General features: G+C 53.3%; 32 protein-coding genes. 1 reads left to right on the top strand and 31 read right to left on the bottom strand.

The window, feature by feature from the left end:
* Positions 1-11 precede the first annotated feature (11 nt).
* The 25 genes from ACQG2Q_RS08540 to ACQG2Q_RS08420 form a co-directional block, all read right to left on the bottom strand.
* Positions 12-683: a hypothetical protein gene (locus tag ACQG2Q_RS08540; RefSeq protein ID WP_063841189.1), complete on the bottom strand. Its 672-nt coding sequence runs from the start codon at positions 681-683 to the stop codon at positions 12-14.
* Entirely contained in the window at positions 684-998 is a 315-nt protein-coding gene (locus ACQG2Q_RS08535; protein ID WP_017694302.1) for a hypothetical protein, read from the bottom strand.
* A gap of 43 nt (positions 999-1,041) precedes the next feature.
* Positions 1,042-4,881 carry a phage tail protein gene (locus tag ACQG2Q_RS08530; RefSeq protein WP_426759117.1) on the bottom strand — a complete coding sequence of 1,280 codons (3,840 nt, stop codon included), beginning with the start codon at positions 4,879-4,881 and terminating at the stop codon, positions 1,042-1,044.
* A gap of 53 nt (positions 4,882-4,934) precedes the next feature.
* Positions 4,935-5,534, bottom strand: coding sequence for a tail assembly protein (locus ACQG2Q_RS08525; protein ID WP_426759116.1), 600 nt, complete (start codon positions 5,532-5,534; stop codon positions 4,935-4,937).
* Between the two features lie 55 nt (positions 5,535-5,589).
* On the bottom strand, positions 5,590-5,925 hold the full coding sequence (locus ACQG2Q_RS08520) for a hypothetical protein (protein WP_426759115.1): 336 nt from the start codon (positions 5,923-5,925) through the stop codon (positions 5,590-5,592).
* Between the two features lie 6 nt (positions 5,926-5,931).
* Entirely contained in the window at positions 5,932-6,279 is a 348-nt protein-coding gene (locus ACQG2Q_RS08515; RefSeq protein WP_426759114.1) for a hypothetical protein, read from the bottom strand.
* A 32-nt stretch (positions 6,280-6,311) separates the two neighbouring features.
* Positions 6,312-7,022 (bottom strand): C40 family peptidase, encoded by a 711-nt coding sequence (locus tag ACQG2Q_RS08510; protein ID WP_426759113.1) that lies wholly within the window; start codon positions 7,020-7,022, stop codon positions 6,312-6,314.
* 1 nt (position 7,023) lies between these two features.
* Positions 7,024-7,782: a phage minor tail protein L gene (locus ACQG2Q_RS08505; RefSeq protein WP_426759112.1), complete on the bottom strand. Its 759-nt coding sequence runs from the start codon at positions 7,780-7,782 to the stop codon at positions 7,024-7,026.
* The gene (locus ACQG2Q_RS08500) at positions 7,779-8,117 is read right to left on the bottom strand and encodes a phage tail protein (protein ID WP_047389179.1); all 339 of its coding nucleotides are present in this window, start codon (positions 8,115-8,117) and stop codon (positions 7,779-7,781) included. Before ACQG2Q_RS08500 ends, ACQG2Q_RS08505 begins: the two co-directional genes overlap by 4 nt.
* A gap of 2 nt (positions 8,118-8,119) precedes the next feature.
* The gene (locus ACQG2Q_RS08495) at positions 8,120-11,407 is read right to left on the bottom strand and encodes a phage tail tape measure protein (RefSeq protein WP_426759111.1); all 3,288 of its coding nucleotides are present in this window, start codon (positions 11,405-11,407) and stop codon (positions 8,120-8,122) included.
* Positions 11,408-11,441: 34 nt separating this feature from the next.
* Positions 11,442-11,705: a phage tail assembly protein T gene (locus ACQG2Q_RS08490; protein ID WP_426759110.1), complete on the bottom strand. Its 264-nt coding sequence runs from the start codon at positions 11,703-11,705 to the stop codon at positions 11,442-11,444.
* A gap of 23 nt (positions 11,706-11,728) precedes the next feature.
* The gene (locus ACQG2Q_RS08485) at positions 11,729-12,130 is read right to left on the bottom strand and encodes a phage tail assembly chaperone (protein ID WP_063849185.1); all 402 of its coding nucleotides are present in this window, start codon (positions 12,128-12,130) and stop codon (positions 11,729-11,731) included.
* Between the two features lie 54 nt (positions 12,131-12,184).
* Positions 12,185-12,655, bottom strand: coding sequence for a phage tail tube protein (locus ACQG2Q_RS08480; protein ID WP_000202242.1), 471 nt, complete (start codon positions 12,653-12,655; stop codon positions 12,185-12,187).
* Between the two features lie 54 nt (positions 12,656-12,709).
* Positions 12,710-13,057, bottom strand: a complete 348-nt coding sequence (gene gp17 / locus ACQG2Q_RS08475) for a tail completion protein gp17 (protein WP_064503116.1) — start codon at positions 13,055-13,057, stop codon at positions 12,710-12,712.
* Complete coding sequence (locus tag ACQG2Q_RS08470) at positions 13,054-13,503, bottom strand: HK97-gp10 family putative phage morphogenesis protein (RefSeq protein WP_000580500.1); 450 nt, start codon at positions 13,501-13,503, stop codon at positions 13,054-13,056. Before ACQG2Q_RS08470 ends, gp17 begins: the two co-directional genes overlap by 4 nt.
* Complete coding sequence (locus ACQG2Q_RS08465) at positions 13,500-13,838, bottom strand: phage head closure protein (RefSeq protein ID WP_045626370.1); 339 nt, start codon at positions 13,836-13,838, stop codon at positions 13,500-13,502. The genes ACQG2Q_RS08470 and ACQG2Q_RS08465 overlap by 4 nt, the downstream gene beginning before the upstream one ends.
* Entirely contained in the window at positions 13,838-14,164 is a 327-nt protein-coding gene (locus ACQG2Q_RS08460; RefSeq protein ID WP_016063563.1) for a head-tail connector protein, read from the bottom strand. The genes ACQG2Q_RS08465 and ACQG2Q_RS08460 overlap by 1 nt, the downstream gene beginning before the upstream one ends.
* Positions 14,165-14,197: 33 nt before the next feature.
* Positions 14,198-15,355, bottom strand: a complete 1,158-nt coding sequence (locus ACQG2Q_RS08455) for a phage major capsid protein (protein WP_045626368.1) — start codon at positions 15,353-15,355, stop codon at positions 14,198-14,200.
* Between the two features lie 2 nt (positions 15,356-15,357).
* Positions 15,358-16,035, bottom strand: coding sequence for an HK97 family phage prohead protease (locus ACQG2Q_RS08450; RefSeq protein ID WP_426759108.1), 678 nt, complete (start codon positions 16,033-16,035; stop codon positions 15,358-15,360).
* 17 nt (positions 16,036-16,052) lie between these two features.
* Positions 16,053-17,327, bottom strand: a complete 1,275-nt coding sequence (locus ACQG2Q_RS08445; RefSeq protein WP_045626366.1) for a phage portal protein — start codon at positions 17,325-17,327, stop codon at positions 16,053-16,055.
* Entirely contained in the window at positions 17,327-18,841 is a 1,515-nt protein-coding gene (locus ACQG2Q_RS08440) for a terminase large subunit (protein WP_060578665.1), read from the bottom strand. The genes ACQG2Q_RS08445 and ACQG2Q_RS08440 overlap by 1 nt, the downstream gene beginning before the upstream one ends.
* 6 nt (positions 18,842-18,847) lie before the next feature.
* Positions 18,848-19,333: a terminase gene (locus tag ACQG2Q_RS08435; RefSeq protein ID WP_426759107.1), complete on the bottom strand. Its 486-nt coding sequence runs from the start codon at positions 19,331-19,333 to the stop codon at positions 18,848-18,850.
* Between the two features lie 183 nt (positions 19,334-19,516).
* Positions 19,517-19,720, bottom strand: coding sequence for a hypothetical protein (locus ACQG2Q_RS08430; protein WP_103786971.1), 204 nt, complete (start codon positions 19,718-19,720; stop codon positions 19,517-19,519).
* A complete protein-coding gene (locus ACQG2Q_RS08425) occupies positions 19,720-20,061 on the bottom strand; it encodes an HNH endonuclease signature motif containing protein (protein WP_042863315.1) in 342 nt (113 codons plus the stop codon). Before ACQG2Q_RS08425 ends, ACQG2Q_RS08430 begins: the two co-directional genes overlap by 1 nt.
* The gene (locus tag ACQG2Q_RS08420; protein ID WP_424677784.1) at positions 20,058-20,645 is read right to left on the bottom strand and encodes a hypothetical protein; all 588 of its coding nucleotides are present in this window, start codon (positions 20,643-20,645) and stop codon (positions 20,058-20,060) included. The genes ACQG2Q_RS08425 and ACQG2Q_RS08420 overlap by 4 nt, the downstream gene beginning before the upstream one ends.
* Before the next feature lie 133 nt (positions 20,646-20,778).
* Here ACQG2Q_RS08420 and ACQG2Q_RS08415 point away from each other — a divergent pair, with 133 nt between their 5' ends.
* Positions 20,779-21,309: a YkgJ family cysteine cluster protein gene (locus tag ACQG2Q_RS08415; protein WP_126525340.1), complete on the top strand. Its 531-nt coding sequence runs from the start codon at positions 20,779-20,781 to the stop codon at positions 21,307-21,309.
* Between the two features lie 114 nt (positions 21,310-21,423).
* On the opposite strand, the gene ACQG2Q_RS08410 is transcribed toward ACQG2Q_RS08415, so the two are convergent.
* The 6 genes from ACQG2Q_RS08410 to ACQG2Q_RS08385 form a co-directional block, all read right to left on the bottom strand.
* The gene (locus tag ACQG2Q_RS08410) at positions 21,424-22,881 is read right to left on the bottom strand and encodes a glycosyltransferase family 2 protein (protein WP_426759106.1); all 1,458 of its coding nucleotides are present in this window, start codon (positions 22,879-22,881) and stop codon (positions 21,424-21,426) included.
* An 11-nt stretch (positions 22,882-22,892) separates the two neighbouring features.
* Complete coding sequence (locus ACQG2Q_RS08405) at positions 22,893-23,366, bottom strand: hypothetical protein (RefSeq protein WP_426759105.1); 474 nt, start codon at positions 23,364-23,366, stop codon at positions 22,893-22,895.
* 292 nt (positions 23,367-23,658) lie between these two features.
* Positions 23,659-24,096, bottom strand: a complete 438-nt coding sequence (locus ACQG2Q_RS08400) for a hypothetical protein (RefSeq protein WP_223866346.1) — start codon at positions 24,094-24,096, stop codon at positions 23,659-23,661.
* Positions 24,097-24,230: 134 nt separating this feature from the next.
* Positions 24,231-24,686 carry a lysis protein gene (locus ACQG2Q_RS08395; protein WP_150325235.1) on the bottom strand — a complete coding sequence of 152 codons (456 nt, stop codon included), beginning with the start codon at positions 24,684-24,686 and terminating at the stop codon, positions 24,231-24,233.
* The gene (locus tag ACQG2Q_RS08390; protein ID WP_150325236.1) at positions 24,676-25,179 is read right to left on the bottom strand and encodes a lysozyme; all 504 of its coding nucleotides are present in this window, start codon (positions 25,177-25,179) and stop codon (positions 24,676-24,678) included. Before ACQG2Q_RS08390 ends, ACQG2Q_RS08395 begins: the two co-directional genes overlap by 11 nt.
* A gap of 1 nt (position 25,180) precedes the next feature.
* On the bottom strand, positions 25,181-25,411 hold the full coding sequence (locus ACQG2Q_RS08385; protein WP_164540866.1) for a class II holin family protein: 231 nt from the start codon (positions 25,409-25,411) through the stop codon (positions 25,181-25,183).
* Positions 25,412-25,475 lie beyond the last annotated feature (64 nt).

Here is a 25,475-nt window from a genome sequence, read left to right as displayed (position 1 = left end):
GCTAAAAACGATCAATCATAATTGGCGCAGTTAATGGCCATAATCACGTTCCTCAGATTCGAATACGCGACGTTCTGAAGGTTGCCGCCGGGGGTTGTCTGCGGCCTGGCGAATATCCGCGTATTGCTTCCCTCAAGTTTTGCCATGCTCTTGTATATGGCCGAGTAGGGCTGCGGTTGACCTCCAGCCGATACAACCCCGGTAATTAGTCCCAGCATGGCAGGCATGCAGGCCCACTTCCCCGCCAGAGTTGTATTGATGTTGTATCCTGAGCTGGCATCCACCCCGGCGGTACCGAGGGTGACAACATCGCTCAGCGTGCGCGTTTCGTTTGTTAAAATCAGCGTCCCTGATGCATCCCACACAGCCAGCCCGTAGTCTGGCTTTGTCTGCGGGAAAATAGAGAAAAAATAAACGTACGCTGTGCCGGTTGCATTCGGTCTGAGAAAATCAATCGTGATGGTGTTCCCGCTTATCGTCTGAGTGATTTCGACCTCTACCGTGCAATGAACGAAGGCGACAACAGGCTGACCTGCGGGGAATGTGTGCGTCACTTTGGTATTAAACCCCGATGTTCCCTGAAGTGCCGCTGTCTTTCGTTCCTGTAGAGCGATTGGCGAGCTGTTCGCGGTCACCCATACTTCCCCGCTGGTCGTCGTCAGTAAAACGCCATACTCCGCCATTTATGCCCTCTCGATCTGGAAAATGAGATAAGCCGCTGCCGCAGGCTCAGTCCCTGCTGAGTAGTCGGTATCGCCTACAGCTGACACTGTTGCGGTTCCCCCCGAAATGGTGATCTTCCTCCGACTCGTTCCAAACTGATCGCCGTTCATGCTCTGAAAATAGGTCAGCCTGCAACCCGGTGGAAGCGCTACGGTGTAAGAGCCTGTTTTCTGGTTCTGGGCCAGCTGGAGATAGCCACAAACGCTGACAGGCTTAACGCCATAGTTGTTTACCTTGCCTGATGCGTCCCATGTCTGAACACCATATTCCGCCATCCAGTTCTCCTGAAAAAAAAGAGGCCCCGTAAGAGGCCTCCCGTTACCATGTTCCCGTAATTCTCCCGATCTGCACCCTCAACACATTGTTGGCATCCTTGACACTGATCGTCTGATTAGTCTGCTTCATCGCCCCCTCACCAGCTGTCGAACCGTAGTTCTCAAACGTACCGCCCTTATCCAGCCTCCACCCGACTGAGCCAGCAACATAGTTATTGGACTGGATGTAGTTGCCGATCTTGGCGTTGCTGATGGTGCCATCACCTATCAGCGCGTCTCTGATGAACACCTGCCCGTTCTGAATAACGAACGGAAGCGTAACGGTCGCTCCGGCCTGGTGAGTAACGGCGAAGCGGTCAGCCAGGAAGATAACCTGCGACTGCATGCCGGACGGCGTATTCTCCACGCCGATCCCCATCCCTGCCGCGTAAAGCTGACCATTGCTGGATAACCCGACCTTGATGCTGTACATCGCCTTCAGGTCGCCGTTGACGTTCGCAATGGCCTGCGCGTTGGTGGTGATCGCTGAAGTGTGCCCGTTGATGGTCGCCGTGATGCCGTTTATCTGCGTGGCGGTGGCCTGCTGGTAATCGGAGAACGTCTGATTCAGGCTGTTGATGGATGCCTTGTTGCCGTTCACGTCAGTCTGCAAACTTAGCAGCGAACGTGCTGTTGCCTCCCTGTCGCTTGCCATGACGTTATCAATACGATCGATGCCGGCCTTGCTGTCACCGTACTGCGCACTGAGTCTCACCCGCTGATCAACCTGCGCCAGCGTACTCGTTATTAGCGCGATAGCGTTATTCTGGATGCCGCCGCTGGCAGTATCGGTTCTTGCTCCCAGCTCCTCCAGGCGGGATGCCATTGATGAAGTCGTGTCTGTGACAACCTGTCGCAACGTGGTGATATCAGCAGTGTTTTGTGAGCTGGCTTGTTCTGCCGCATCTGCCTTACCTGATGCAGCGTCAGCTTTACTCGAAGCCGAATCAGTTTTATCAGAAATGACCTGAGTACTCGCAGTGAGCTGGTCAACAGCAGTAGCCCTTGCCTGAGCTTCATCTGACAGAGCCTGCCTTACCTCGGTAACTCCCGCCTCGTTCTGCGCAGTTTTTGCCTCAAGACGGGTAACATCCGTTACGCGCGCCTCCGTTTCAGTAGCGATCACCTCCCGGAGCTGTTCGAATGTCGCAGAGTTAGCGCCCTGTTGGGCTGTCTGGCGCACGACAACATCGGCAATAGCCAGCGCGTTCCCGATGATTGCTTCAGCGGTCTGCTTGTTCGAGCCAACCGCAGCAGCAAGACCGTCTGCGTTCTCTTTGATTGCATCAGCCAGTTCTGCCAGTTTTCCGCTGCTGTCCACCGCGTTCTCGATCAGGTCTTTGAACGTATCGGAACCTTTCATGTCCTCAAGAATGGCATCGGTGATATCGGATACATCGATGCTGGCCTGTCCTCGCACCCATTCTGTGTAACCTGATTCGTTGCCGCTGCGGTCCACCAGCTGCGCGCGGTACCAGAAAATCTGCCCAGCCTTAAGGCCCATCTGCTGATATTTGCGCTGCGGGTAAGGCACATCAGCCAGCAGCATCGCATCGTCCTCGGTACCGGTCAGGCTGTACTGAATTTCCGTCTTCAGCGTGTCGTCGGTGTTCGCCGGGAATCCCCAGCTCAGCTCGATACCGAAAACCACATTATCAGAAGCGATGAAGCCGACCGGTTTCGGCGGATTGCCCACTTTCCCCGTCAGCGTTTTCTCTTCTGAATAGCCCCATCCGGACGAGATTTCTGCGGCATTGATTGCGCGCACGCGCACCAGGTAGCGCCCGGCATATATTCCCGGTACGTCGAATGACGTTGTGGAGCTGCGCGGCACGTTAACCCAGTTCCCGTCGTTGCGGCGCCATTGCGCTTCATAGGCGATAGCGTTCTGCGCCTGGTCCCAGCTCACGCGCATCGTTTCGACGCTGATATTTTGCTGCACCACAGAAAACGAGCTGATCACGATGTTCGCAGGCGGCGACTGGTTGCCCGGCGGGATCACGCTCACCGGCCGCTGGTCAATGATGGCTCCGGTATCGATTCGGGCATATTTATCCGGATCGTGCCATGCACCGGTAATGGTGAAAGTGCCATCATCGTTATCAGCGACGCTCACAACACGATACTGCTGCGCGTAGAGTTCGTTTGACTCAACCACCCAGACAGCTTCGGCCTGAGGTGTCTCACTGTACGCGGTGGTGACTGTGACCGATTCCCCGTTAACCGCCTGAATGGTCCTGCTCTGTGACGCTCCGGAGGGAAGGTTGAGGATAAGGCGATCACCTGCTGCTGCATCAGCTACACGGTCAAGTTTGATAATGCGACCGTTAACGGCGCTGATGCGGCCGCCCATAACCTTTCCGGAAAGCAGCTCGTCTGCCACAGCGATGATATAGCCAGGCTGGGGTATGTTTCCGTCCAGCCCGACATCAAACGATACAACGCGATCCTTGTTGTTGGTGAGAATACCCCAGCGCCCCTTTCGGTTCGCTTCTGACTGCCTGGTACAGCCGATGGCTGTCATTTCCAGCTGATTGAAGCCGTACCGCGCCACCAGCGCCTGCTCGAATACGGGTTCCATCGCGTCAGCATAGGCGTTACCGGGATCGGACCATGAAACCAGCGCTGTAGTGTAGCGGGTTTTCGTGGTGCTGCTTGAATAGGTGAAGCGACCGCCAACAACATTAGCGCGCGTGTAGCTGTAATCCACATCACGGGGCATATCGGCCAGAGCAACGATCTGATCGCCACCCCAGTACGTCATGCCACGGAATATGGCCGCAAAATCACGCAGGACTGTGTAAGCGTCGTTTCGGTCCTGGATGTACACGTTGCAGGTATAGCGTGGTTCTGTTCCATCGCCACCCTTACCGTCCGGAACCATCTGATCGCAATACTGGGCGACCTGATAAAGCGTCCATTTATCGATGTTAGCAGCAGTCAAACGGTGACCGAGTCCGAACCGGTCAGAAACAACCAGATCGTAAAATATCCACGCAGGGTTATCCGTCCATGCCCACTTAAACGCCCCGGTCCATGTCCCGCTGTAAGAGCGGGTTTCTGGGTCGTAAGTATCAGGAACCCGAATAACGCGGCCACGAGGCTCACAGGAGATCTGAGGTATAGAGCCATTAAACTGGCTGGAGTCGAATTCGATGTACAGCAGCGCGGTGTTCGGATATCGCAATTTCGCATCAATCACCTCAGTGAAGCTCTGTAGCGTCATCGTGTCGCCGATTTTCGCGCTGTTGGCGTCAGCGGTAATTTTGCGTAGTCTGATTGTCCAGGTGCTGCCCGCCTGAGGTAAATCAATACGATGGCTACGCTCATAACCTGAGGTCGTTTTCCCGGTCACACTGGTATTGAGGACTGTCTGCCATGTCCCGCCGTCCGTCTGCAAGTCAATCGCATAATTAACCGAGTAACCAACCAGATCGCCATCGTCCTCCTGTTTGAAAAGCGAGGGCCATTTCAGACGCAGGCGAACTGCTGAAAGCTGCGTATTGGTAAAGGTGCGCGTCCATGCTGTAGCGCTTGATACCTCAGTTCCTACGCTGATTTCGTTTTCGGTACCGGGAATACCCTGAATATATTTTTGCGCCTGCGTTCCCGCGCGAAACTCCCACGTTACGCCGCTGAAGTTTTGGGAGCCGTCAGCATTCTCCAGGGCTGTTCCGTCCAGGTAGATATCTTTGCCGGTGAGCTGCCCTGCAAACTCCCCTTCGCCAAGCGCAATGAGGATTTTTGCCTTCGCTACAGATTGCAGATCATCAGGCTGTTCGGTTGGGGTTCGTGAACTGGAGCTGCCGCCCTTGCGGCCCTTTAACACTTTATCTGTAGCCATATTGCGCCCATAAAAAAAGCCACCCGAAGGTGGCCAGAAAAAAGGTTAGTTATCTACTGCTGATCTTCGACATAAATTCCGGCAGAAATAATCGCTCCGCCTATCCGCCGGCGGCCATAAAGCAGAGGCACCGGGTACCCCTGTGCCGCGGTGTTTGTTACACCGCCGAATGCGTAGGATGCGCGGTTATCTGCGCTTTGTTTGCTGGCCAGACCTGCAGGTTGAGGAGATAGCATTTGGACAACACCTCCCAGCATCATGGCTGCACCGAATTTCGCAGCCCCGTACCCCACCGCTGATAGAGTGCCACCTGAGAAATAGCCAATGGCTACCCCAACAACGACGAGCACGGCGCCAAGAATTGTCTGTAATACCCCGGCTTTTTTACTTCCGATTACAACCGGGACAATTCGAATAACTTCACCGGTTACCGGAAAACCAAAATCATCCTTTTCGATATTTTTTTTATCTTTAAAGACGGCGTAAGTCAGGCCCCTTGCTTTGCTGGTGATTAGGAATTTCTCCAGCCCGTTTATAGTTTTTGTAAGAGAATTGATCGCCTCAGCGGTTGTGCGTATTAATCGATGGTGAACCTTTCCGTAGGTTTTACCCAAAACACCGCCAAGTTCAATTCGGGTCATTACCTCTGACATTTTCTTTCTCCATAAAAAAAGCCACCCGAAGGTGGCTTAGCTTATTTTTAACTTTTCAAAGGCATGATCTGGCGGCCGTAGCCCAGTGGTCATTCCATCCTTTCGCGACGGCATAAACCTTTATATCGCTTCCACCTGTCGCTGATATATCGATATTCACTACTGAAAGAGCACCGAATATATCGTCCGATGCTGTGATTTTGTAACCTGACTCAGTGGGTATGCTGGAGCTTGAAGAACGTAGCTCCACCCATTTAGGAGCAAGGCAACGGTTAACTTCATCAACAGTTTTTGTTGAATGCTCTGTTAGAATAGGTTTTTGTTCTTCCAAGGAGGAAACAGAACACCCCATCAGCAGGAAGAAAAAAATTGGGAAGATAATCTTTTTCATCGCACATCAGTCCTTTTGACAGATTGACTCATAGGAATCAATTTTCTTTTGGTCTTGGTCATTAATAATGATGATTGGTCCATGATTATTGACCTTTCCATCTTTGATCTCAATCCGCACATAATATGGTTTTTTACCCGTGTATGCGCCATATGAATTTTTAGCATTCACATAACCGCAAACATATCCAGTATTTTCACCAAAATCACGGAAAAATGATTCAAACTTAGCGCTGTCCGGATCTTTGAGGGTATCCTTGACTAAGGACTCCCCCATGCCAATGAAATCCTTTTCAGAAGGTGTGCAACTAACCACAATCAGGCTACACGCCAATATCGAAAGAAATTTCCTCATATCCCTAACCCCTTTTTTCGTTTTGCAAAAGGTTAGCACAGGTCCTTATATCGTAGAACCTTCATCGTCCTTTCCTGCCAGTAGCCACCATACGGCACGCGCTGGCTTAGGTGTCCGTACAGGTGGTGCAGCAGCATATTTCCCTCCAGCAGAATTCCCGCGTGATTCCACTTATCGGCCTGGACCTGCATGATCACCATATCGCCGGGTTTCGGTGGCCCGTCGAATTCACGGAATCCGCAGTCATACCAGCAATCCTGATAGAAGTTGTCCGGATAGTCGTTTTCCCACCAGGGATAATCCACACGGTAATCGTGGAGCTCGATACCATGCGTTTGCCGGAAATAGCTCATTACCAGCCCCCAGCAGTCGAAGTGTCCAAGCACAAACGGACGCTCCAGCAGCGGCAGTTCCCCACGCGGCTGGATGGTGCGTAAATCCTCCTCAGGCCAGCTCACGATGTGCCAGGGTAAAAGCGTTGCGTCGCATTGCGCCTTATCCAGTTCGCTCGGCTGTGTCGTGGCATCAGGGTGACTGTGAGCGATGGCGATCACCGTGCCCCAGTCCTCAGCAGCTGCGTAATCTTCCGGGCAGAGGACAAAATTGTCCTCCGGCTCCGTGGCAAGGTTGCGGCACGGGAAATAACGTTCAACACGGCTTTTCTGCGCCACCACGCCGCAGCACTCGCGAGGATATTCAACTGCAGCATGCGCCATAATGGCATCAATGGTTTTCTGCCGCATATCAGCTCCTGATCAAAGACGTGCCAGGGAACCCACCAAACGAGAGCTCGTTATTTTCACCGAACCGAAGTTTGCAGGCCGTCAGCGTGCCGTTGCATTCATCAAGCGACGGATCGCTGACCGGGTTGTTGTTTTTGTCGAAATAGTTGGTTCCCGCATAATCGCAGCCGTCGCCGGTACGATATTTATTCCGGATGCACCAGGTACACAGGGAATGAAGCTGTCGCGTCGGGATCATTTGCCCCTGCAGGTCCATCGGGCTGGACAGAACAAATTCAACGGTTTCACCGGCAAGCTCGCCCGTTTTCCCGTCGATATACCAGACCTGCAGCTTTTCCTGAGTCGGGTCTGCTGTGGGGTTGCCGTCTGCGAAATTTCTGGCATCGAGATATTTCTCTTTTGTGTCGTGAATAGTGACTTTCGCCTGCAGTAGATCGTCATACGCAAGACACAGGGCTGAAATGGAGCTTTCGATGTTCGCAACCGTCAGGGATGGCGTTGCATTGCTCCCACTGGTTGATTTCTCCAGACCTTCCAGTTGATATGGCCAGGCGGCATATTCATTTCCCTGCCACCAGATTGGTTTCGCCGGAAGCTTGGACTCATCCCCACCAGCGACGATGATTTCCTCTTCTGTGTGGGGAATGCTGTAATTGTGAAAGCGGAGAACGTCCGTTAGCCCAAAGGAAGAACCGTCCACCTCAATCAGACGAACATCGTTTCCGGATTCCAGCTTCTGATAGTCTGCGTTTAAGCTCATGGTTTAAATGCCTGGATGAATGTTGCTTCAAGGTTGAATTTCCCCGCGCCCAGCCCTGTGGGTTTAAACGTTTCGCAACGATACAAACCCAAAGGTTCGAGCGGCGGCTTCCACTGGAAGGCTTTCGTTCCTTCATGCCTGTCGAGGAAAGACTTAATGGCAGAAATGTAGGTTTCGTTGCCAGTGAAGTTAAGCGTCCACTGCTGAGTTCTGGTGTTCAATCCATCCCCTGAAACCTGCTCATATCCATCGCCAAACTGTGCTTTCCTGACGCGGAAATTTGTATCAGCCTCCGCGTTAATTCGTGGGCACCAGGTGAAAGTTTCAATGGCCATAGTTATCGGGTTCCTTTCATTGCGTTCCAGATGTCACCGCCGGGGCGGATATCACGCATTACATTCTGCTTATATCGCTGATCGACAAATTTCCCGACTTCGGCACCAAATTGCTCAAGGCCTGGTGAGGTTTGCGTTGAGGTGTTGCCGTTGCCATCGATAGTGATATAAACCTGTGGCGCCGACGATACGGACTGACCGCCGCCACCTCCGACCGCACGAACACCGAGAGAACCATCCGGCGCGCGGGTCAGTGGCATGATTGCCTCCGGGCCAGCCTCGCCCATGATTCCGGCCCCGCCTTTTGCGAAAGCGAACATGGTTGGGTTTCTGACGATCCCATTACTGAAAGCGCTCAGGGATGGAGAGTCATAAACGCCGCCTTTGGCATTAAACTGGAAGCTCGAGCCGTAACTGGAAACCGCTGTACCGGTGCTGGCTGATGCTCCCGCCCCGCCCCCGAAGAAACTGCCCACACTGCCGATGAGTGAGCCAAAAATGCCAGAACCGGAAGAGGCACCACCCATCGCGCTGACCACCGCCATCTGCAGCGCCACTTTTTCAATGATCTGCAGGACAGAAATACCCCACGATTTCCAGCTAACCTTATTGCCTTCGAGCATTGAGGTGACGTTACCAAACGCGCTGTCGAGTGTGGTTTTCACCCCGTCAGAAACCGTTCCGGATACATCACTGATTTCATCAAACCAGTTGGCATAGCCGCGTGATACACCGGACATCCAATCCGCTTCAGCTGCTGCAATAGCCTTGTATTTCTTATCCAGAGCATCGAGGGCTTCGCTTCGAGCTATCACAGCCTGGGTGCTTTTGTCGCCACCTGCTTTAGCAAAAACACGGTCGATCTGTTGCGTCTCATCGAACCGGCTGCGCTGGCGATCGCTCATGCCTGCGGTTTCTGTTGTCAGCGTCGCCTCATCCCTGAACTTTCGGGCCGCTTCAGTTAAATCCTTCAGAGCATCGGCTTGTTCGCGCTGCTTGCGCACGTTCTCGTCGGCTTTTTGCGTCCATTTTGCCAGCTCTGCTGATGATGCCTGGATTGCCCTGCGCTGCTCATCGGTCCATTTAGTGCCTGCCTGATGCGATGCCGCGTAAAGCTCGGATGCTTTTTCGCCTTCCGTCGCCCTGACGCGTTGCACGTCGATAGCCACGCTCAGATCGGCCATTTTCCGGGAATACTGTTCGGCGGTGCTGGCCGCTTCGCGCTCGGCTTTACTTTGCGCATTCGAGGCGGCGGTAGAGGTTTTCTTTGCCTCCGCAGCCGCTGCATCCTTTTTGGCTGCCTGATCCTTGTTGTAGATGTACTGGGTGTAAAGCGCCCCCGTCAGCTGCAGGTCTTCTGCTTCATAGATGTGCTGCTGATGGAGTTTTTCTAATCCGCTGAGGCTGGCCAGCTCGTTATCGCGGCGCGAGCGCTCCAGTGCAGTTTGCTGTTGAGGCGTTGCATTCGCCAGTGATACGACGGGCCCAGCATATTGCGGCGGCTTGGCGCCAGCGGTCGCTGACATTGAGCGGTTAAGCAGGTCATACGCACCTTTCAGGATTGAGACAGCGCCAGCCTGTTCGATAGCCTTTTGCGTGGCCAGATCACTGGCCTGGTTAACCAGCTTCTGAGTTTGCTCGACTTTTGAAGCTGCCTGTTCGCGCTGGTACTCCAGCTGGTTCAGCTTATCGGTCAGCTCGATGTTTTTGGCCGTGATGTCGGCCTGGTCCATGAAGGTGTTGATCAGGGTCAGCGTCGGATGGCGGTTGTAGTCCTGCTGGATTTGGTCAACCGCCTTAAGGCTGTCTTTCACCTTCGCGATCTGAGAGTCGAGGTCGGCCAGGTCCTGTTTTTGCGCCTGTAAAGATGTACGGGCATCAGCCGCGGTCGAACGCAGGCCAAGCACCGACATCTGCTGGAGCTTGGTGTTGATCTCGTCAAGATTGTTGGCAAAGCCGACTGCCTCACGATGCACCTGCTGGGTATGCTGATAAAGGCCATACATCGCAGCGCCGGCACCGATGATCACTCCAGGCCAGCCACCGAGAATACCCAGAACGCCACTACCCAGGCGGGACATCACCGAGGCTGTGTTGGTGAGATTGTTAGCTGCAGAGGTCCTGCCAGCCAGCGCCGCATTCAATGATGCCTGAGCAGCAGCAAGATTACGCTCAGCGACAATCTGAGCCTCAATACTCGTCGCCGCTGCACGCGCCTGTTGAGCGCGGTAAACAGCCTGGCGACCAGCAGCAACGCTAACCTGAGCTCCACGAACCTGAGCCTGCGCCAGCGCGACCTCGGCGGCCGTATTAGCGAGCACTGCCCGGGTTGACTGAGCAACGCTGCCGACCATGTTGCCAAAATAACGAGCGAGGCCAACACCAACCAGAATACCGGCTGTATTTGCCACATCATCAATGTTATTCGCCAGACCATCCAGCACGCCAGAAAGAGTGGATGATGCGCCGACGGCATCGTTCGCCCCGCCAACCCATGCAAGGAAGGCGTTTTGCACTTTCTGTGCAGAACCGCTGATGGATGCTGGAAGGGTGTCGAATTCTTTACGGAGGATCTCGACGTTGGTCAGCAGCGGGACGATCTTGTTGGTCGTCAGCTCGCCGTTGTTGGCCATATTTCGCAGACCACCAACAGTGGTACCCAGCCCATCAGCCAGCAGTTTCGCCAGGCGTCCGCCGTTCTCCATGATGGAGTTAAATTCTTCGCCTCGCAAAACGCCTGAGCCAAGCGCCTGGCTAAGCTGGGTGATAACAGAGCTCGCCTCTTCGGTACTGGCGCCAGACAGCTTCAGTGAGGTTGCTACGGTTTCCGTAACTCTTGCGACGTCAGCAGAAGCGTAACCGGCATCACGCAGGGACTGCGCAATTCTGCTGTACAGGTTGCTGTTTGCCTCGAGGGATGTTCCGGTGCGCTGGCTAATCTCCATCAGCACGCGCTGGGATTGCACATAATCCTCACTGGAAGAGGACGCAAGGCGAAGACGCCCATTCAACTGGTTCCACGTGTCGGCAAACTGAATCAGCTGATGCGTGGCAAATGCACCAGCCCACGCACCGGCAAGCCCGGCAGCAGAAGATCGCACGGTCGCAAGCTGAGAATTCAGATCAGCCAAAGACCGCTGAGTTTCACGCGTGGCCGCTGCAGCTTTTTTCCCGCCCTGTTCCATAGTGCGGTAGTAATCGGTTCCCATGCGGGACGCTCTGGCGATCTCAGACTGGAAAGAAGAAGAGTTCGCCGAAATTTTGATGATTAGCTCGCGCAGCGTTGCCATATTTCACCCATAAAAAAGCCCGCAGCCGCGGGCATCAAAGACTGGACATCCATTCTTCAAGTTCAGAGGCTTCAGCGCCTTCTTCCTGCTCACCCCATTTCAGCATCACGTCAGGAATGGTGAATTTCCCGCCCTGAGAGTTCAGCATTGCAACGGAGATCTGCGCCGCCTGAGCATCGGCGCGCCAGTCACCAATCGGACTGATGCGGTCGAACTCGATCCACATTTTGAGCTCGCTGGCGGTCATGGTCTGCCGCAGTTCGTGGAGAGTGCGCCCCAACCGGAGCGCCAGCGACATCAGGAAGAAGGTCAGCGGCTGCTTTACTGCTTTCCCGCTTCTTCCTGGCTCATGCCGAGGTTGAGGGCCTGAGCCAGCAGGCGGGAGTGCACAGGACCATAAATTTTAGATACCTGCTCCTGATCCTCATCGCTGAATACTCGCTCGCCGTTTTCATCCAGCAGAACGTCAATAAACAGAACCACATCAGCCTCTTTGTTACGCAGAAACTTTTCCGCCTCCGTCAGCGTCGGTGCCTCTTCGCCCTCGGCGAGCTGGGGATTAACGATCTCCCGGAATTTCACCCAGGCATCGCCAGAGGGTTCACGCAGCGTTACCTTTGCGCCATCCCATTCAGGGACCGTGATACCTTCTTTGGTGCGATAGGCTTTCGATGCTGTAAGCGCCACGTTGCGTAATGAATTCTGTGATGTTTTTTGCGCCATTTCATTTTTCTCTTGTTACATGATCGGAGGGATAAAAAAAGCGGCCGAAGCCGCTCAGGAACCAGACGCGTAGATGCGTTTAGGTTTGCCGCGTACACGCAGAGAATAGGTGGCGCCAACAACGGAAGAGGTTGCAGCAGACCATGAGCTCTGGCGTACCTCCACCAGCACGTAGAAACCGTTGCCAGACGGGAATACCACGCGCAGCGCGCGCAGTTCGTCATTTTCGTAAGCGGTCTGCAGTGCCTCCTGTGCTGCTTCATCGCCAACCCAGTTACGGGTAATGCTCATTTCAGCAGGCGCGGCGAGGCCGTTGGTTTGCTCCTGTTCAGTTGAGCACAGCGTGGTTACGTCGATATCCCCTTTCTGCCCGCCGGTGAAGGTGATCTCCTTTGTTGCACAGGCTGCTTCCAGCCAGGTAACACCAGCGCCCGGGAAACCTGAGGCGTTAAAATCCTCGGCGGTTACGGGTGCGTCGGAGACGGCAAAGGTCATCCCCTTTGTGACTTCATACTTACTGGTCATGGTTTCTCCAGTTAAAAAAAAGACCGCCAGAGCGGTCTGTTATGGTGGGAAAAGTTAAACGGTTACCTGAAATTCGAGCGTTGCCCGGTGATAGCGCAGATCAGGCTCATAGCCCGGCGTTTTAACAATGCTTTCCGGCTTCAGCACCTGCAGGGCATCAAGCGCCATATTCCTGATTGTGCGCGCTTCAGTGATTGTGCTGGAATAGACATCAACCTGCACAGAAACGGCAGATTCAGCCTGACCGCAGAGAACGTCTGCGGCCACGTCGGTAATAATCGAGAAAATTACCCAGGGCGGAGATACTGAAGGCTTCCCGTCACTGCCGAGCGGCGCAACGTAGGGATAAACCTGCCCTCCGGCCAGCGGTTCCAGCAGAGGATAGAGATCGTCTTCCGTCATTTGCTTAATGCCTCGTCAATGGCCTGGTTCATGCGCCTGATCGCAACCTCCGTCGCCTGCTCCTGGCGAACATCGAACGCGGGACGAATGAAAGGGTGCGGTGGCATGTTAACGGTTCCCATTTCAACGAATCGCCAGTAAAAGGCGTTTCTCGGGTTATTCGCCTTCATCGTGTTATCGCTGTTGCCGGTGCGCGGGTTAACGCCACGAATATGGACGCCGGAAGAAATTTCCCCGCGGCGGCGGCTTTTTTGGGTCACCACCACCACGTTTTTTTTCAGTTTCCCGGTGCGCACTGGTGCGCGTGCGATCACCTCTTCCTTAAGTACTTCGGCACCGGCGCGCGTAGCATCACGCAGAACCTTGTTGTTTTCGGCACGGCTAAGCGCCTCCAGATCCTTTGCGATGTCATTCAACCCGGAAAAATCGAGGCTCGTCCCAATCATTTTTCGGCTCCCGTTTTGCAAAGAATTTCCAGGCGAGTGCCGGTCGCATTTGCTACAGGAGGACCGATGATATTTAGCACCTGCCCTTTATACGGGCCGCTGAGCACTTCCAGACGAGAAGAGGCATTCAGCTCAGCCCTGAAGCGCATCCAGACGCGAACGGTTGCCTGCGCCGTTTCCGCACCGCCAGACATCTGCTCTCTGCCGCTGATCCCCTTTACCTCAGCCGGGACCGGGTTGCCACCACTCCACGATTCAACCGGCTGACCAGATGGATCGCGCGAAGTCGTGAAGGTGAGAATTTTTACCCTGTGCCTGAATCGTCCAGGTTCCATCAGGAGCCCTCCTCAGGTTCAGATTTACCGCGCCAGTTGCGATGGATGAACATCATGCGTTCGGCTGCAGCGTTCTCATAAAGCTGTACTTCGCTTTGCGCGGTGCGGTGTTCAAACATGTCAGCAAAGACAAGGAGAACGGCGCCCTTAACGGCTGCAGGAATATCAGCTGCAACTTTCCATGCTGGTTCATCGCACCAGCGTATGCAGTAGTCAAAAGCGGCCTGAGCGTACAGGGTGATCAGCTCGTCCCTGTCGTCTTCCTCAAATTCGATCTGCTGCTTAAACAGGCGGAGGCCAATTACATCCAGAACATCTATCGCCATACATTAAAAGGGCGGGTCACCCCGCCCCCTCCATCATGAGCCAGAAGAGAAACTGCCCTTGATGATTGCCGTCGGGCGATAGTGCGCCAGCGCCAGGCGCTCTTCGCACAGGATGGTCAGCATGTTTTTCACGAAGTTATCGCGGTCTTCACGGCTGACTTCCACGGTGGCATCCATGCGATCCCACACCTGTGAGGCCATATCAAAACCGCCCACCGTAAAGGTGCCGGCGGCCTGCGCCTTAGTCGGAACCACTGGCAGGCCCCACATGATGTTGCTGGTAAACGCCTGAGGACCACCGAAGATATAGCGGCCTTCGTTGTCTTTCAGCAGCGCAATGTTGTGCCAGTCGCGCGGGTTCAGGACGATACCGGAAGCGCTAAACTCAGACTCGGTCACCTGGTAAATAGCGTGAGCGATAATGTCAGCGCGGGTGTCACCAGTGGCATTCAGCGAGGTGTCGTAGGCGGTTGCCACTTTGTTCAGACCTTCCAGGTTATCCCCTGTACCGTCGCCGTTCAGCAGTTGGCCTTCTTCCTTCAGCGCCAGGCCATACATCAGACGGCCGTTGACGTATGACTGCAGCATTGGCGCATCGTCCATCACCTGACGTGATGCCTGCACCCAGTGCGCGATAGTCTTCACGTTCGCGGTCTGCTTGCTGAATGTGATATCCGATTCTGGCTTAAGCGCTTTCTCAGCCACCACATCGGCGTTATTGGTAAACACCTCTTCACGCACATATTCCAGAGCGTTACTGGAAATGCGGCCCTGAGCCAGCAGGTCACGGATGGTCAGACGGCGCAGGCCCGGCATGATAATTCCCGGGATCTGCATAGGCTGGATCAGTGCGCCAGCAGAATCAGCGTCACTGCCGAGCGACTTATTGAACGTCTTCGCATCGAAGGTGCCCTGTTTACCGTCCCATGACTTAATGAGCTCTTCAGCAGCTCGTTCAGAGAAGGATTTCTTCTCACCCGGATTCTCAGCGCCGGATGCCAGTTTCTGTTCAAGATCGAAGAGGCGGGTACCGGATTTGGTCAGTTCTTCCTGTACCTTCACCAGGTCGGCCTGCAACTGTTTGGATACCTTACCCGTGCTTTCGATTTCTGCTTTCTGTGCATCGAAAAGCTGGGACATTTTCTGCTGGGATTCTTCAATAGCTTTTTGAATGAGAGCGAGTTCAGACATAATTAATTACCTAAATTAGAAGGGAAAGATTTAATGCTCTGAAGCAGAGCGTTGATTTGTACTTCGTTTCCGTCGCCCTCGGACTCGCTCCGAATCGCTGACTTAAACCGGGCTATTAGCCCAACTGCCTGTGATTTGGTGAGCCCGACTGAATCCCTCAGCCAGTTCTCCACATCACGAATTGTTTCAATGCCGTCGACACTTTTCATGGCTGCGATGCCAGCCTGTTCGTTGGCGGGGAAAGTGCAGACGCTGATTTCGCGCAGAGCCTGGATATTCTTAAAAATGCGGCCTGTTGGAATGATGGTGTAGTCATCTTTCGCAACGGAAAAGCCAACCGACATACCTTCAACCGTACCGTGCTGCATTGCCGCTTTCAGGTCGGCGGCGCCGCTGTGCCCTGGGGTAAGTTGACCGCGCACATACAGTCCTTTTTGGTCTTCTGCCAGGTTGTCCCATTTACCAACCGGCAGCTCCCACGTCTTGTGGTTGAAAAACATCGCCACTTTGCGGGTCTGGTTCGCCAGTGCGTTTTTAAACGCCCCGGGCAGAATGATGTCGCCATCGGAATCGGTGTTATTAAAAACAGAGGCGTAGCCTTCAAAAATCCCCTGTTTACCGTCACCGGTGAATTTGATTTCTGTCTCGTCGAAGGACAGCGTTTTTACGATCTCAGGCATTACGGCCCCCATAAAAATTAAGCCCCGTGATTACGGGGCTCTTTGTTGGTTCCTAAATCGGTGATCGGCACGTATTGCGACTGGCGCATTGCCACATCGCCACCCGGCAATGGCGGGAGGTTGTCCGTTCGTCGCATCTCGTTGATGGTGCGTAGCCCTGCCTCTCCCATTGCCTTCATAAAGGCAGCGCGGGATGCCGAATCGCCCCTCAGCAGGCCGTCGAGGTTGTGCTCAGCATGAATGCGGCCAACATCCTTAGCAGGAATAAGCCACCGCTGAATGCTGTTTTCCCACCGGGAGATATAGGGCTGCAGGGTGTACTGCAGGAAGCCGAGATTCTGCTGCTCGATGCCCGATCCCCAGCTCGTTGATTTCTCGACGTCGCCGACAAGGTGAGGCGGTACGCCAAAGAATCGCGCCAGTTCACTTACCTGAAATTTTCGGGACGCCATCATTTCGGCATCCTGCGGCGTTACGCCAATTGCCGATGTGGAAAAGCCCGCTTCCAGAATCCAGAGGCGTTTTTTAACCGGACCGCCGGCGATCTCTTTGAAGTTCTCTTCGACCTGCGAGCGCTGCTGTTCAGTTAGCACTTTTTCGCCGGTTGAGAGGATTTGCGGAGACTTGGCGCCATTGGCAAAGAAATCTCGCTGCTGGTCCTCCATCGCAACTGCCACACCTGCCGATTTACAGGCAAAAGCAATGGGTGACAGGCCGACCAGCCCGGTGAATCCGAAGCCTTTAAGGTGAAAAATCTCTCTCTGCGAAAAGTCGGCGTATTCGCTGTCGCGTTGATAGCGATAAACCACTTTTTTTCCGACGAGTTTCACATCCATATTGGCAGACTGAAGCGGAAGAAGGCTGATCACGTCACCCGCGCTGTTGCGGTCCACCAGTGCATACGCGTTACCATAGAAACAGAGCTGCATCGTCATGGCCTCCCTGAATTCCTGGGCGGTCATGTACTGATTAGGGGAGTAGCGCAGCAGTCGCGCCAGCGGATTGCTCAAACCCACTTTTTTGCGGTTGTCATTCTGGTCTGTTTCGAAGACATCAAGCGGTAAGCATGCCGTGAGCGTTGAAATCAGGCTCACGCAGCGCCAAACCGTCGAAATTTGCAGTATCCGTTCATCGTTAATGGATGAATCGCCCAGGTGTCCGTGGGCCGAAACAGGCCCCGTCTGTGAGCCCTGATTTGGGGTGACTAAACGCCCGCCGACAAACCAGGACTGCAGCCTTGCCCACCAGCCGTTATTGGTGCGCAGGTCAATCGTGTATTTAGGTTCTTCCATCACATGCTCAGCGGTCGGAAAATGAAGTCATCGAAGTCACCACCCTGTTCGGTAACTTCCCCATTAGCAGCACCAACGGACATTGTCATTGCGACCATGCCATCAATACGGCCTGTTGCTTTGGACTTATCGAGCTTGCGGTTGCCAGCAGCATCTTTCACCACCACCGCATTCACAGCACACATCGTTAATACGGGGTGCATGCCATGCCTCACCCGCCCGTTAAGCATCAGAGACTCCAGCGTGTCTACAGCTGGCCCCATATCCTTAAAACCCTGTCCGAACTCGACCAGCGGGAGGCTCAGCCCAATGGCATCGGCATCCTTCCTGAACTGGTCAATGCGCCAGCGGTCAAAAGCCATCGAGGTAAGGTCGAAATCACCGATAATTTCAGCGATATCCGCAACGACGAATGAGTAATCCACTGAAGCGCCTGGCGTGGTGCGCAGCAGCCCCTCTCTAACCCAAACGTCATAGGGTGCGCGGTCCGTTTTGGTTCGCTCTTCAAGAGTCTTTTGCGGTGTCCAGAAGAAGGGGAAAACATCCCAGACACCATCATCTGCTTCACCAGCTATAACCAGCGCCGTTAAGTCGTTCCTGGCTGACAGATCTAGCCCCGCGTACCACTTCCTCGGGGTGTTAATCGGCATCTCTCCGCAAAGCTCCCACACGCTGCGGGAGATAAACGGCGATACGGTAGACACTCGCTGATTGAGGTTGAGGTTTCGGAAGGTATTTTCGAAGCTTGGCATTCGGCCAGCTTTCTCAGCCTGGCGCGCCATGTCTTTTTCTGACCTGAATGTGCCCAGCGCCGGGTTCGCGGCCAGCCAGGACTCGCGTTTACTGATATCAGCGTCTTTTGGCGCTTCATAAACGTGGCACACGATGTGCGGGTCTTTCGATTTGACTGCATCATCAATCCAGATGCTCAGCAGGTCGGCGTCATTTGCTGCCTGCGTACTGATAACAACCAGCAGCGGGTTCTCATGCGCCCCCTGCGCGGTAGTTATTGCATCGATAAAATCATCCTGCGGCCCCCTGACCTGCCCGGTTTCATCGAGAATGGCCAGAATGGGGGAAAGGCCGTGCGTCGTCTTGCCTTCTGCGGATAAAGCCTTGTATTCGACGTTACACGGCAGGCCGATCAGCTTTTTACCGCTCGGCGTAATGTGCACAATCTCCTGCAACTTAGGGTTCAGGTTGACCATCTTCACCGCGAGGTTAAAAACGATGGCAGCCTGTTCCCGGCTAAGTGCACCGCTGACAATCTGCGTGTTCTGGACCGCTTCAGGCCCCACCAGGTGAGCCAGCAGGATTCCAGCGATTAAGCCTGTTTTACCGTTTTTTCGGGCGATGCTGAGGATCGCCATATCCGTTCCGGCTGGATTGTCGTAAACCGCCAGGATGAAATCTTTCTGAAAGGGGTCCAACCGCATAGGCTGGCCGATAAGCTTGCCTTCCGGCACGATGCAAAAGCGCTCAATGAACGCTATTACACGCTCACCTCGCGTCATAGTCTTTTATCCGTGCTTGGGAAAGGCGATCAGGTTGTCGTCCTGGTCCTGATGCTCGGTTTTGGTGTTTCGTGCATCACGATCATTCTGATTGCGTTTCTTCTGGTCGCGGCTTTCACCGTTGGTTGCGTGGGAATGGATCTGCAGGTCACGGCGCTGAGCCAGGATAGTTCGCTGCAAATCAGGAATTTGTTTGCGGAGGTTTTTAATCAGCGCCTCATTTCTCGCTTCACCGCGCGCGCGTTCTTCTTTTCGCAAATCTCTGCGTAAAACGGTGAGATAGAGCTGGTTATTTGCCAGTGCTGCAGCGGCCAGAAGGTCGGCTGGCGTCCAGCTGTCCAGAGCTTTCGATCTGATATTGTCATGCCAGAATGGTTCGGCTTTTTTTTCCAAACCTGCATGGGACGGAGGATCGATGGTGTCCACTGCTGCATTTTTCATGGCCTGAACCGCTGCCGCCGAACTGTCGGAACGGGTTCGTTTATCTGCCATATGTCAACACCTTAAAACTAAAAAAATCGGGTTAGCGTTAAAATCAAACTTTGGCGGCGGTCATTTGGAGCAAAGGTTTTGAAGATTTGATCCCCCCCCTGCACTGATGCGATTCATTCTCATTTGATATCGTTGCATTTGAAATGATTTCACATGACATGTAATCGACTTGCCGACGCCGCGCTATGCCGAATGTTTGTCTACCTGTTCGAGTTTCTGATCGCCTTTCCCGTGCCCGGAGACAACATGCCCTGAGACGGTCACTGTCGGCACCTCCTGCCCTACAGCGTGCGAGAACTGAATGGATGTCACGTCCTTCATCTCCACGCCATCAATCACCAGGCGAACGAATTTTCCATTGCGGTATTCAATGCTGAGGTCTTTCATTACGTGCTCCAGTGAGACGCAGGATCGAGCGGGTAGCCGTTGGCATCACAGCCTATTACCGCGCCGCTCTTCTCCATTCTCTGTTTCGTTGAGTCATGATGCGCTTTGCACAGTGGCTGCCAGTTCTCTTTACTCCAGAACAGGTGCTGTGCTTTCGATATGGCCAGCGGGTTACCTGACTTAAGAGCATCTTTGAGTTTGTGGGGTTCGATATGGTCAACCACCGTTGCTGGGGTTATTCGCCCCTGCTGCTCGCACATCACACATAGTGGGTGCTGCTGCAGGAAACGCAGACGGGCCTTATCCCATCGGCTGCCATATACGCGGGGCTCTTTGTTCATGCCAGTCTCCATGCGCGCCGCCGTTCCGTCCTCGGCTCGTTGTCAGGGTGACGCTCAACCGTCGGGAGGTCAGCGTGATCCACCAGCGAGTAACACGGATAAATCACCCGGCCACCGAATGCCTCACCGACGGCGTAATCAGCTGCCAGCGTTTTGTTCCATGTGCTGAGCATGCGCGCCAGCCTGCCCTGAGGAGGGCTGTAACATACGCCGTGAATCAGTTTGCTTAATACGATGTGGTCACCACAGACGCGATCCGCATCCACCAGCATTCCGGCAATCTCTTTTTGATACTGCGGCGGTCGGCCGGTACCGAGATAAAAGCTCAGCATGTCGTCAGGAAAGCGCGCTAGCCAGTCCATTACCTTCTCGGTGAATCCCTCAACCAGCAGCGCGTCGTCTTCCAACACCACTACCCGGCAGGTTTGTTCTGCTGCCCACTCAAGCGCGCGGCGATGATTCCAGTTCGCACCTTGGTTACCGTCATCAATAAGCAGATGGGCATCCAGCAGCGCAGCAAGACGTTGTGCATTACTTAAGCGGGTGTGATGGCCGACCACCACAAACTTTATGTCTTCAGCCACCAGCAAATCTCCAATAAAAAAGCCGCACGATGGCGGCTACTGATCATTTGTCAGGATATGAATGAACATTACCCATCTATAAAGTATGGGCAAACAAAGCTTGAGACTTTCCTATCACACTAATGAGGCCAAGATGTCGTTAAGTGATTACTTAGTTGCAGATCGGCAGTGCAATGAGTGCAATGTTTGCTGCATAAACTTGCGGATTGAAAACCCAGCGTTAACAAAGAAAGCAGATGTACGCTGCCCTTACCTATCTAACCAAACAGGCTGCAGTATCTATGATCAAAGGCCTGATGTTTGTCGGACATGGTATTGCGGCTGGCGGGTGATGCCTTTCCTTCGTGATGACATGCGCCCAGACCGTTCAAAAATACTAATCAAACAAGACGAAACAGGTTTTGTATTTCAGCCATTGCGTTCTGAAAACATGAATAACCTCACTCATGAGAATGTGCTAGAAGCTATAGGTTCACTGGTTTCAAATGGTATCGAAGTTAAAACTTCAATACCAACCCGCCCTGGCTATTGCAACGCAATGATGAACATCAATGAACATATTAAGGTTGCAGTTGACAACTTAGATCTACAGGCCGCCAGACAAGTCATGAGAAACGTTATTTTTCACTCACGTCACTCTCAGACTCTTCCTGAACATGATTAGGATGGATAATCAGCTTGGGTTTTGGCTGGCTAAAACTAAAACAATTTATCTTTTTCAGTTTTGCCAGATCAAAACCTTGTTGCTGACTTATATCGTTCATTAATTTCTGGTCACTTATTTGTGCTTCCACCAAGCAAACTCCTTACCGATACCATCAGACTTAAACACTGTGTGGATGCGCGGGCCGGTGACAACTCGATCGCCAAATGACTGCGCGACAATGCCGAAAGCGATCATATCCCCCACCGCGGCGCCAGCCTGTTCTTTCTTCCAGAAACGATAACTCTCAATCCGGTAGTAAAGACGGATGATGCCGTGAGCGAACGCCATAACATCAGCGCGGGTACCACCCAGCAAACCAGCATTAAGCATCACATCGTTGCGGTGCGCTTCGATGAACTCCTGATAGATACGCTCCGGATGATTCTGTTTTGCCCAGGTGTCTGCATATGTCTTTGGCTCAGAGCCAACGTAAATTTTGCCTGGCTCCATTTCTGACCATGGTTCGCGGAGCATTTCGACATCAGTACCATCCGTGCACCAGACAAAGCGGTACTGGGGGTTATCACGCAGGTATTGCCAGATATGCAGCCAGCGTCGGAAATACACGTTCATATCGACCGCAGGCACACGCACCGTAAGCTGGCCCGGTGGAGAATATTCAAATTCGTCAGCGAGAATGACCGCTTCGCCGCCTTTGACAGATGCGGCCCATTTCGCAATAAGCGCCTGCTCTGGCTTCAGTCTGGTGCCGCGCTGCGGGTCAGGCTGACTGGTGAGCAGCGTTGTGATAACCACGTCGCGCTGCCGCCGGTACTCCGCGTAACCGGTAAACCCGGCATCACGCCGTTCGTTGTGGATTTTAACGTTACGTTCCACCAGCGCCTGCCGGTCTGGTTTCGGTACCGAACGCTCTACGGCCTCATGCTCATCAAGAGAATGAATCAGCTTTTCTGAGCCGACGACATCAGCGTAAGCCCACGTAGTCAGTCCTGCGTTATGGATGCGCAAGGCGAGGTCGCTGTGCTCGTACATGCCGCGACCATAAACCGGATCGAATCCTCCCACCTTCTCAATGGCGCTGCGATGGTAATAAAGCATCACGCCGCGCTGCCCGGTGTAAGCCATATGCTTATCATCACGGTACAGCTCCGCCATGTCGTGCAGCTTATTGCGCCCGGCCAGATCCAGAAACTGGTAAGCCAGGTGCGGCTCAGGTGATTCGATGTAAGGGATGTGCCAGTTACCAGCAATAGGCCAGGCGTCATCATCCCATAAAAAAAGATGCTCGCACCCGGCATCCATCAGCGCTGACAGGCTGGCGTTCTTCGAAGCAACAATGCCGAGTGATGTTTCATGGCGAAGCAGCTGCACGCCGTGGGGAACTACCGCTGCAGGTTTTGAACCATCATCGACTACCACCACCAGCGCACCGGCGGGAAGATGCTTCATGTGCTGTTCGAGTGCTAGCTTTAAAACGTCTGCGCGCTGATGCGTCGAAATGGCAATGCCGATCCGTGATGAAACGACGCTGGCGGGAGCGTATGGGACACCATCAATAGTGACCTGCATAAAACCTCCCGTCAGAATCCACGTCGTAAGCAATCCCAGATGGTGCCACCGGGCTGAAGATTCTTTTTCAGTTCCGCTGACACCGCATCAGAAATCGCTTTTTCCATCTCTGGAGATAGCTTCACGCTGGTCTTAATTTCTGGGCCGATGCCAACATTGATGGCATAGCCTTTTCGAGGGTCAGTCTCAATACGGCCAGACTGAATATTTACAGAGCCACCAATGTAACCACCAGCAGGAACACCAAAACGCGTATCTGCCAGGTGCTTAATGGCAAACTCCTGCCCTTCAGCGGTCAGGAAGGTGAAATAATTTTCCTTTTGATACTCCGTCGCGGTATGGCGTGTCTCAGCGAATCCCAGCTCCCGAAGCTCAGCAGCACCAGATTTAGCTGGCAGGTCACCAGACTGAAGCGCGCCACGGAAAAACAGCGCATACAGAACATCCGTCGCCGCGCCGGACAACGTAATAATTTTCTGACCCATGATTTATTTCCTTTTAGACGTGAGCCTGTCGCACGGCAAAGCCGCCGAAAGTTAACGGTTTGCCCAGGCTCACAGCTGAAAGACTTTCTTTGATGTGCGCGTGCGATGCGCAAAGAGGAGTTACGCTACTGCAAAGATCATTTTATCCCCTATAGAGGATAGTTAATATTTATCACCCGTAAGGATAAGAGGATATATTGGGGCTGTCAGCGTAATGGAAAATTAACGTTTAAGGTGGTTTTAGCTATTGATAAGCCAATCTATTTATCTTGTAGTGCCTGATAATCACGTTTTATTTAAAAACAAATGGTTGCGAAAGAAGAAGGTGGCAAATGTATTTCGCCTGGATATTGTTATCCCTTCCCATAACATATTCTTTGTGGGTCTCAGGCAAAGAACGGCAGCAACTGACTACACGTGGATATCTATCCAGCATGTGTTCACATACAAGAAATGAATTCATAACGGCATTTAATTTAATTCTTAGATCTCTTACTTCAGGCCTTTTTTCGATACGGATTTGCGGAGAGGCAAGGTTTACAGGTAGCTGTGATAATGCATTTGAATATTCAGCCACTGCCATTTTAAGAGCCATTTTAGCTTTTAAAGCCTCCTGTTGGCGCCAAACACGCATTACCCACCATGCTACGCCCGCAGTTGCAGCTGTAAATATTGCAGATACCGCCCCCCATATAGTTGACCAAGGCCAAGAGCAAATTACTTGAAACATGAAAACCCCCTTTAAATTAGGAGGATATTTTATACCACAGACGCTCAGTAAACACCTGTCGTTGCGAGACTAAACGAGTTTGCTACGTTTAAAGTCCAGAGGAGAGACTGTGTCAGAGCCTCAGGGATGAGGTTCTATTTCAGGCACTGAGTGGTGATGTACTCCTGCAGCACCTTCAGGGCTGACTGGTCTTGCTTGATTCCGGATCGGATACCGAGAACGTTTCGTCCAGCAACGTCAGAGAGTTCGACGGCGGCATCATGGCCCATGCCGGTGGTGCTGGTCTCGGTTGTGGCTGGCACTGGACACTTGCCTTTGACGAGCACCCGGCCACCATTATCAAGCTTGCGCTGCAGAGCAGCATTCTCAGCTTGCGCATCAGCTAACTCCTTTGTGTATTTGGCATCCAGTGCAGCGACATCACGCTGACGGGTTTGCATGTCGGTGATGGTGGCAGTTGCCAGTTTCAGGTTTTGCTCGGCGGTGTCGGCTCGCTTCGTCTCTTCAATTACCTGACCGAGTAGAACGTGAATAACGAGCAGGGATAAAATCAGCTCGATGCCGATTATCAGCCAGGCTTTAGAGGTCATGTTTGCTCTCCGCCAGGCACATGCTGCGCTCCATCTCGCGCCGGTTCTGGAGACCTTTCCATTTCATGCCACCAGCGTAAACCCAGCGCCGCATCTCTTCACACGCTCCGTCGTGATCACCTTTGTTCAGCTTGCGCAGCAGCGTGGACTTCGAGAACGCATCAGAACCAACGTTAAAGACAAAGCTGTAAAGTGCAGCGCGCTGATATTCGCCCAGCTGTACCTTGACCAGATTATCTACCGTACGCTTGGCTGGCTGTAGGTCTTTCCATAACAGCTGATCACACTCACGATCGGTATACTTTTTCCCTAGGACAACATCCCGGCCTGTATGGCCGTCGCAGACAGTCCACACCCCGGCGACGTCTTTATAGGCTTCATATTTACGCCCTTCTACGCCATCCTTCCCACCGAGAAACAGCGAGGCAATCAGCATTGCACCACCACCAGCAGCGGCGATGAGTTTGTTACGCAGGCTACTGGTCATTGGCATATCATTCATCTCCAACTTTCACCGCCGGGCCGTATTTCTCCAGCGCCTTAACCTGCGCATTGGCGACTTTACGTTTGAAATACCAGTTAATGAGCCCAGTAACGATTATCCCGGCAATGCCAGCCAGTACGCCGATGGCGCTCCATTCGTCAGGGCTCAGTTTTGTGAGGACGCCGTTCAGGATGGTCCCTCCTGAGGTGCCGAGGGCGACTCCGGTGACAAGTTTGCTCATACGGGACATTTCTCTCACCTCGCTGCGATGCGGGTGCTATTTGGTAAGGGAACAGGCCCTCCGG

This window comes from Enterobacter cloacae complex sp. 370H10, assembly GCF_050031535.1.
Taxonomy (GTDB): domain Bacteria; phylum Pseudomonadota; class Gammaproteobacteria; order Enterobacterales; family Enterobacteriaceae; genus Enterobacter; species Enterobacter intestinihominis.
Note: the sequence above shows the minus strand (reverse complement) of the source record. Positions and strands in the feature narration are given on the sequence as shown.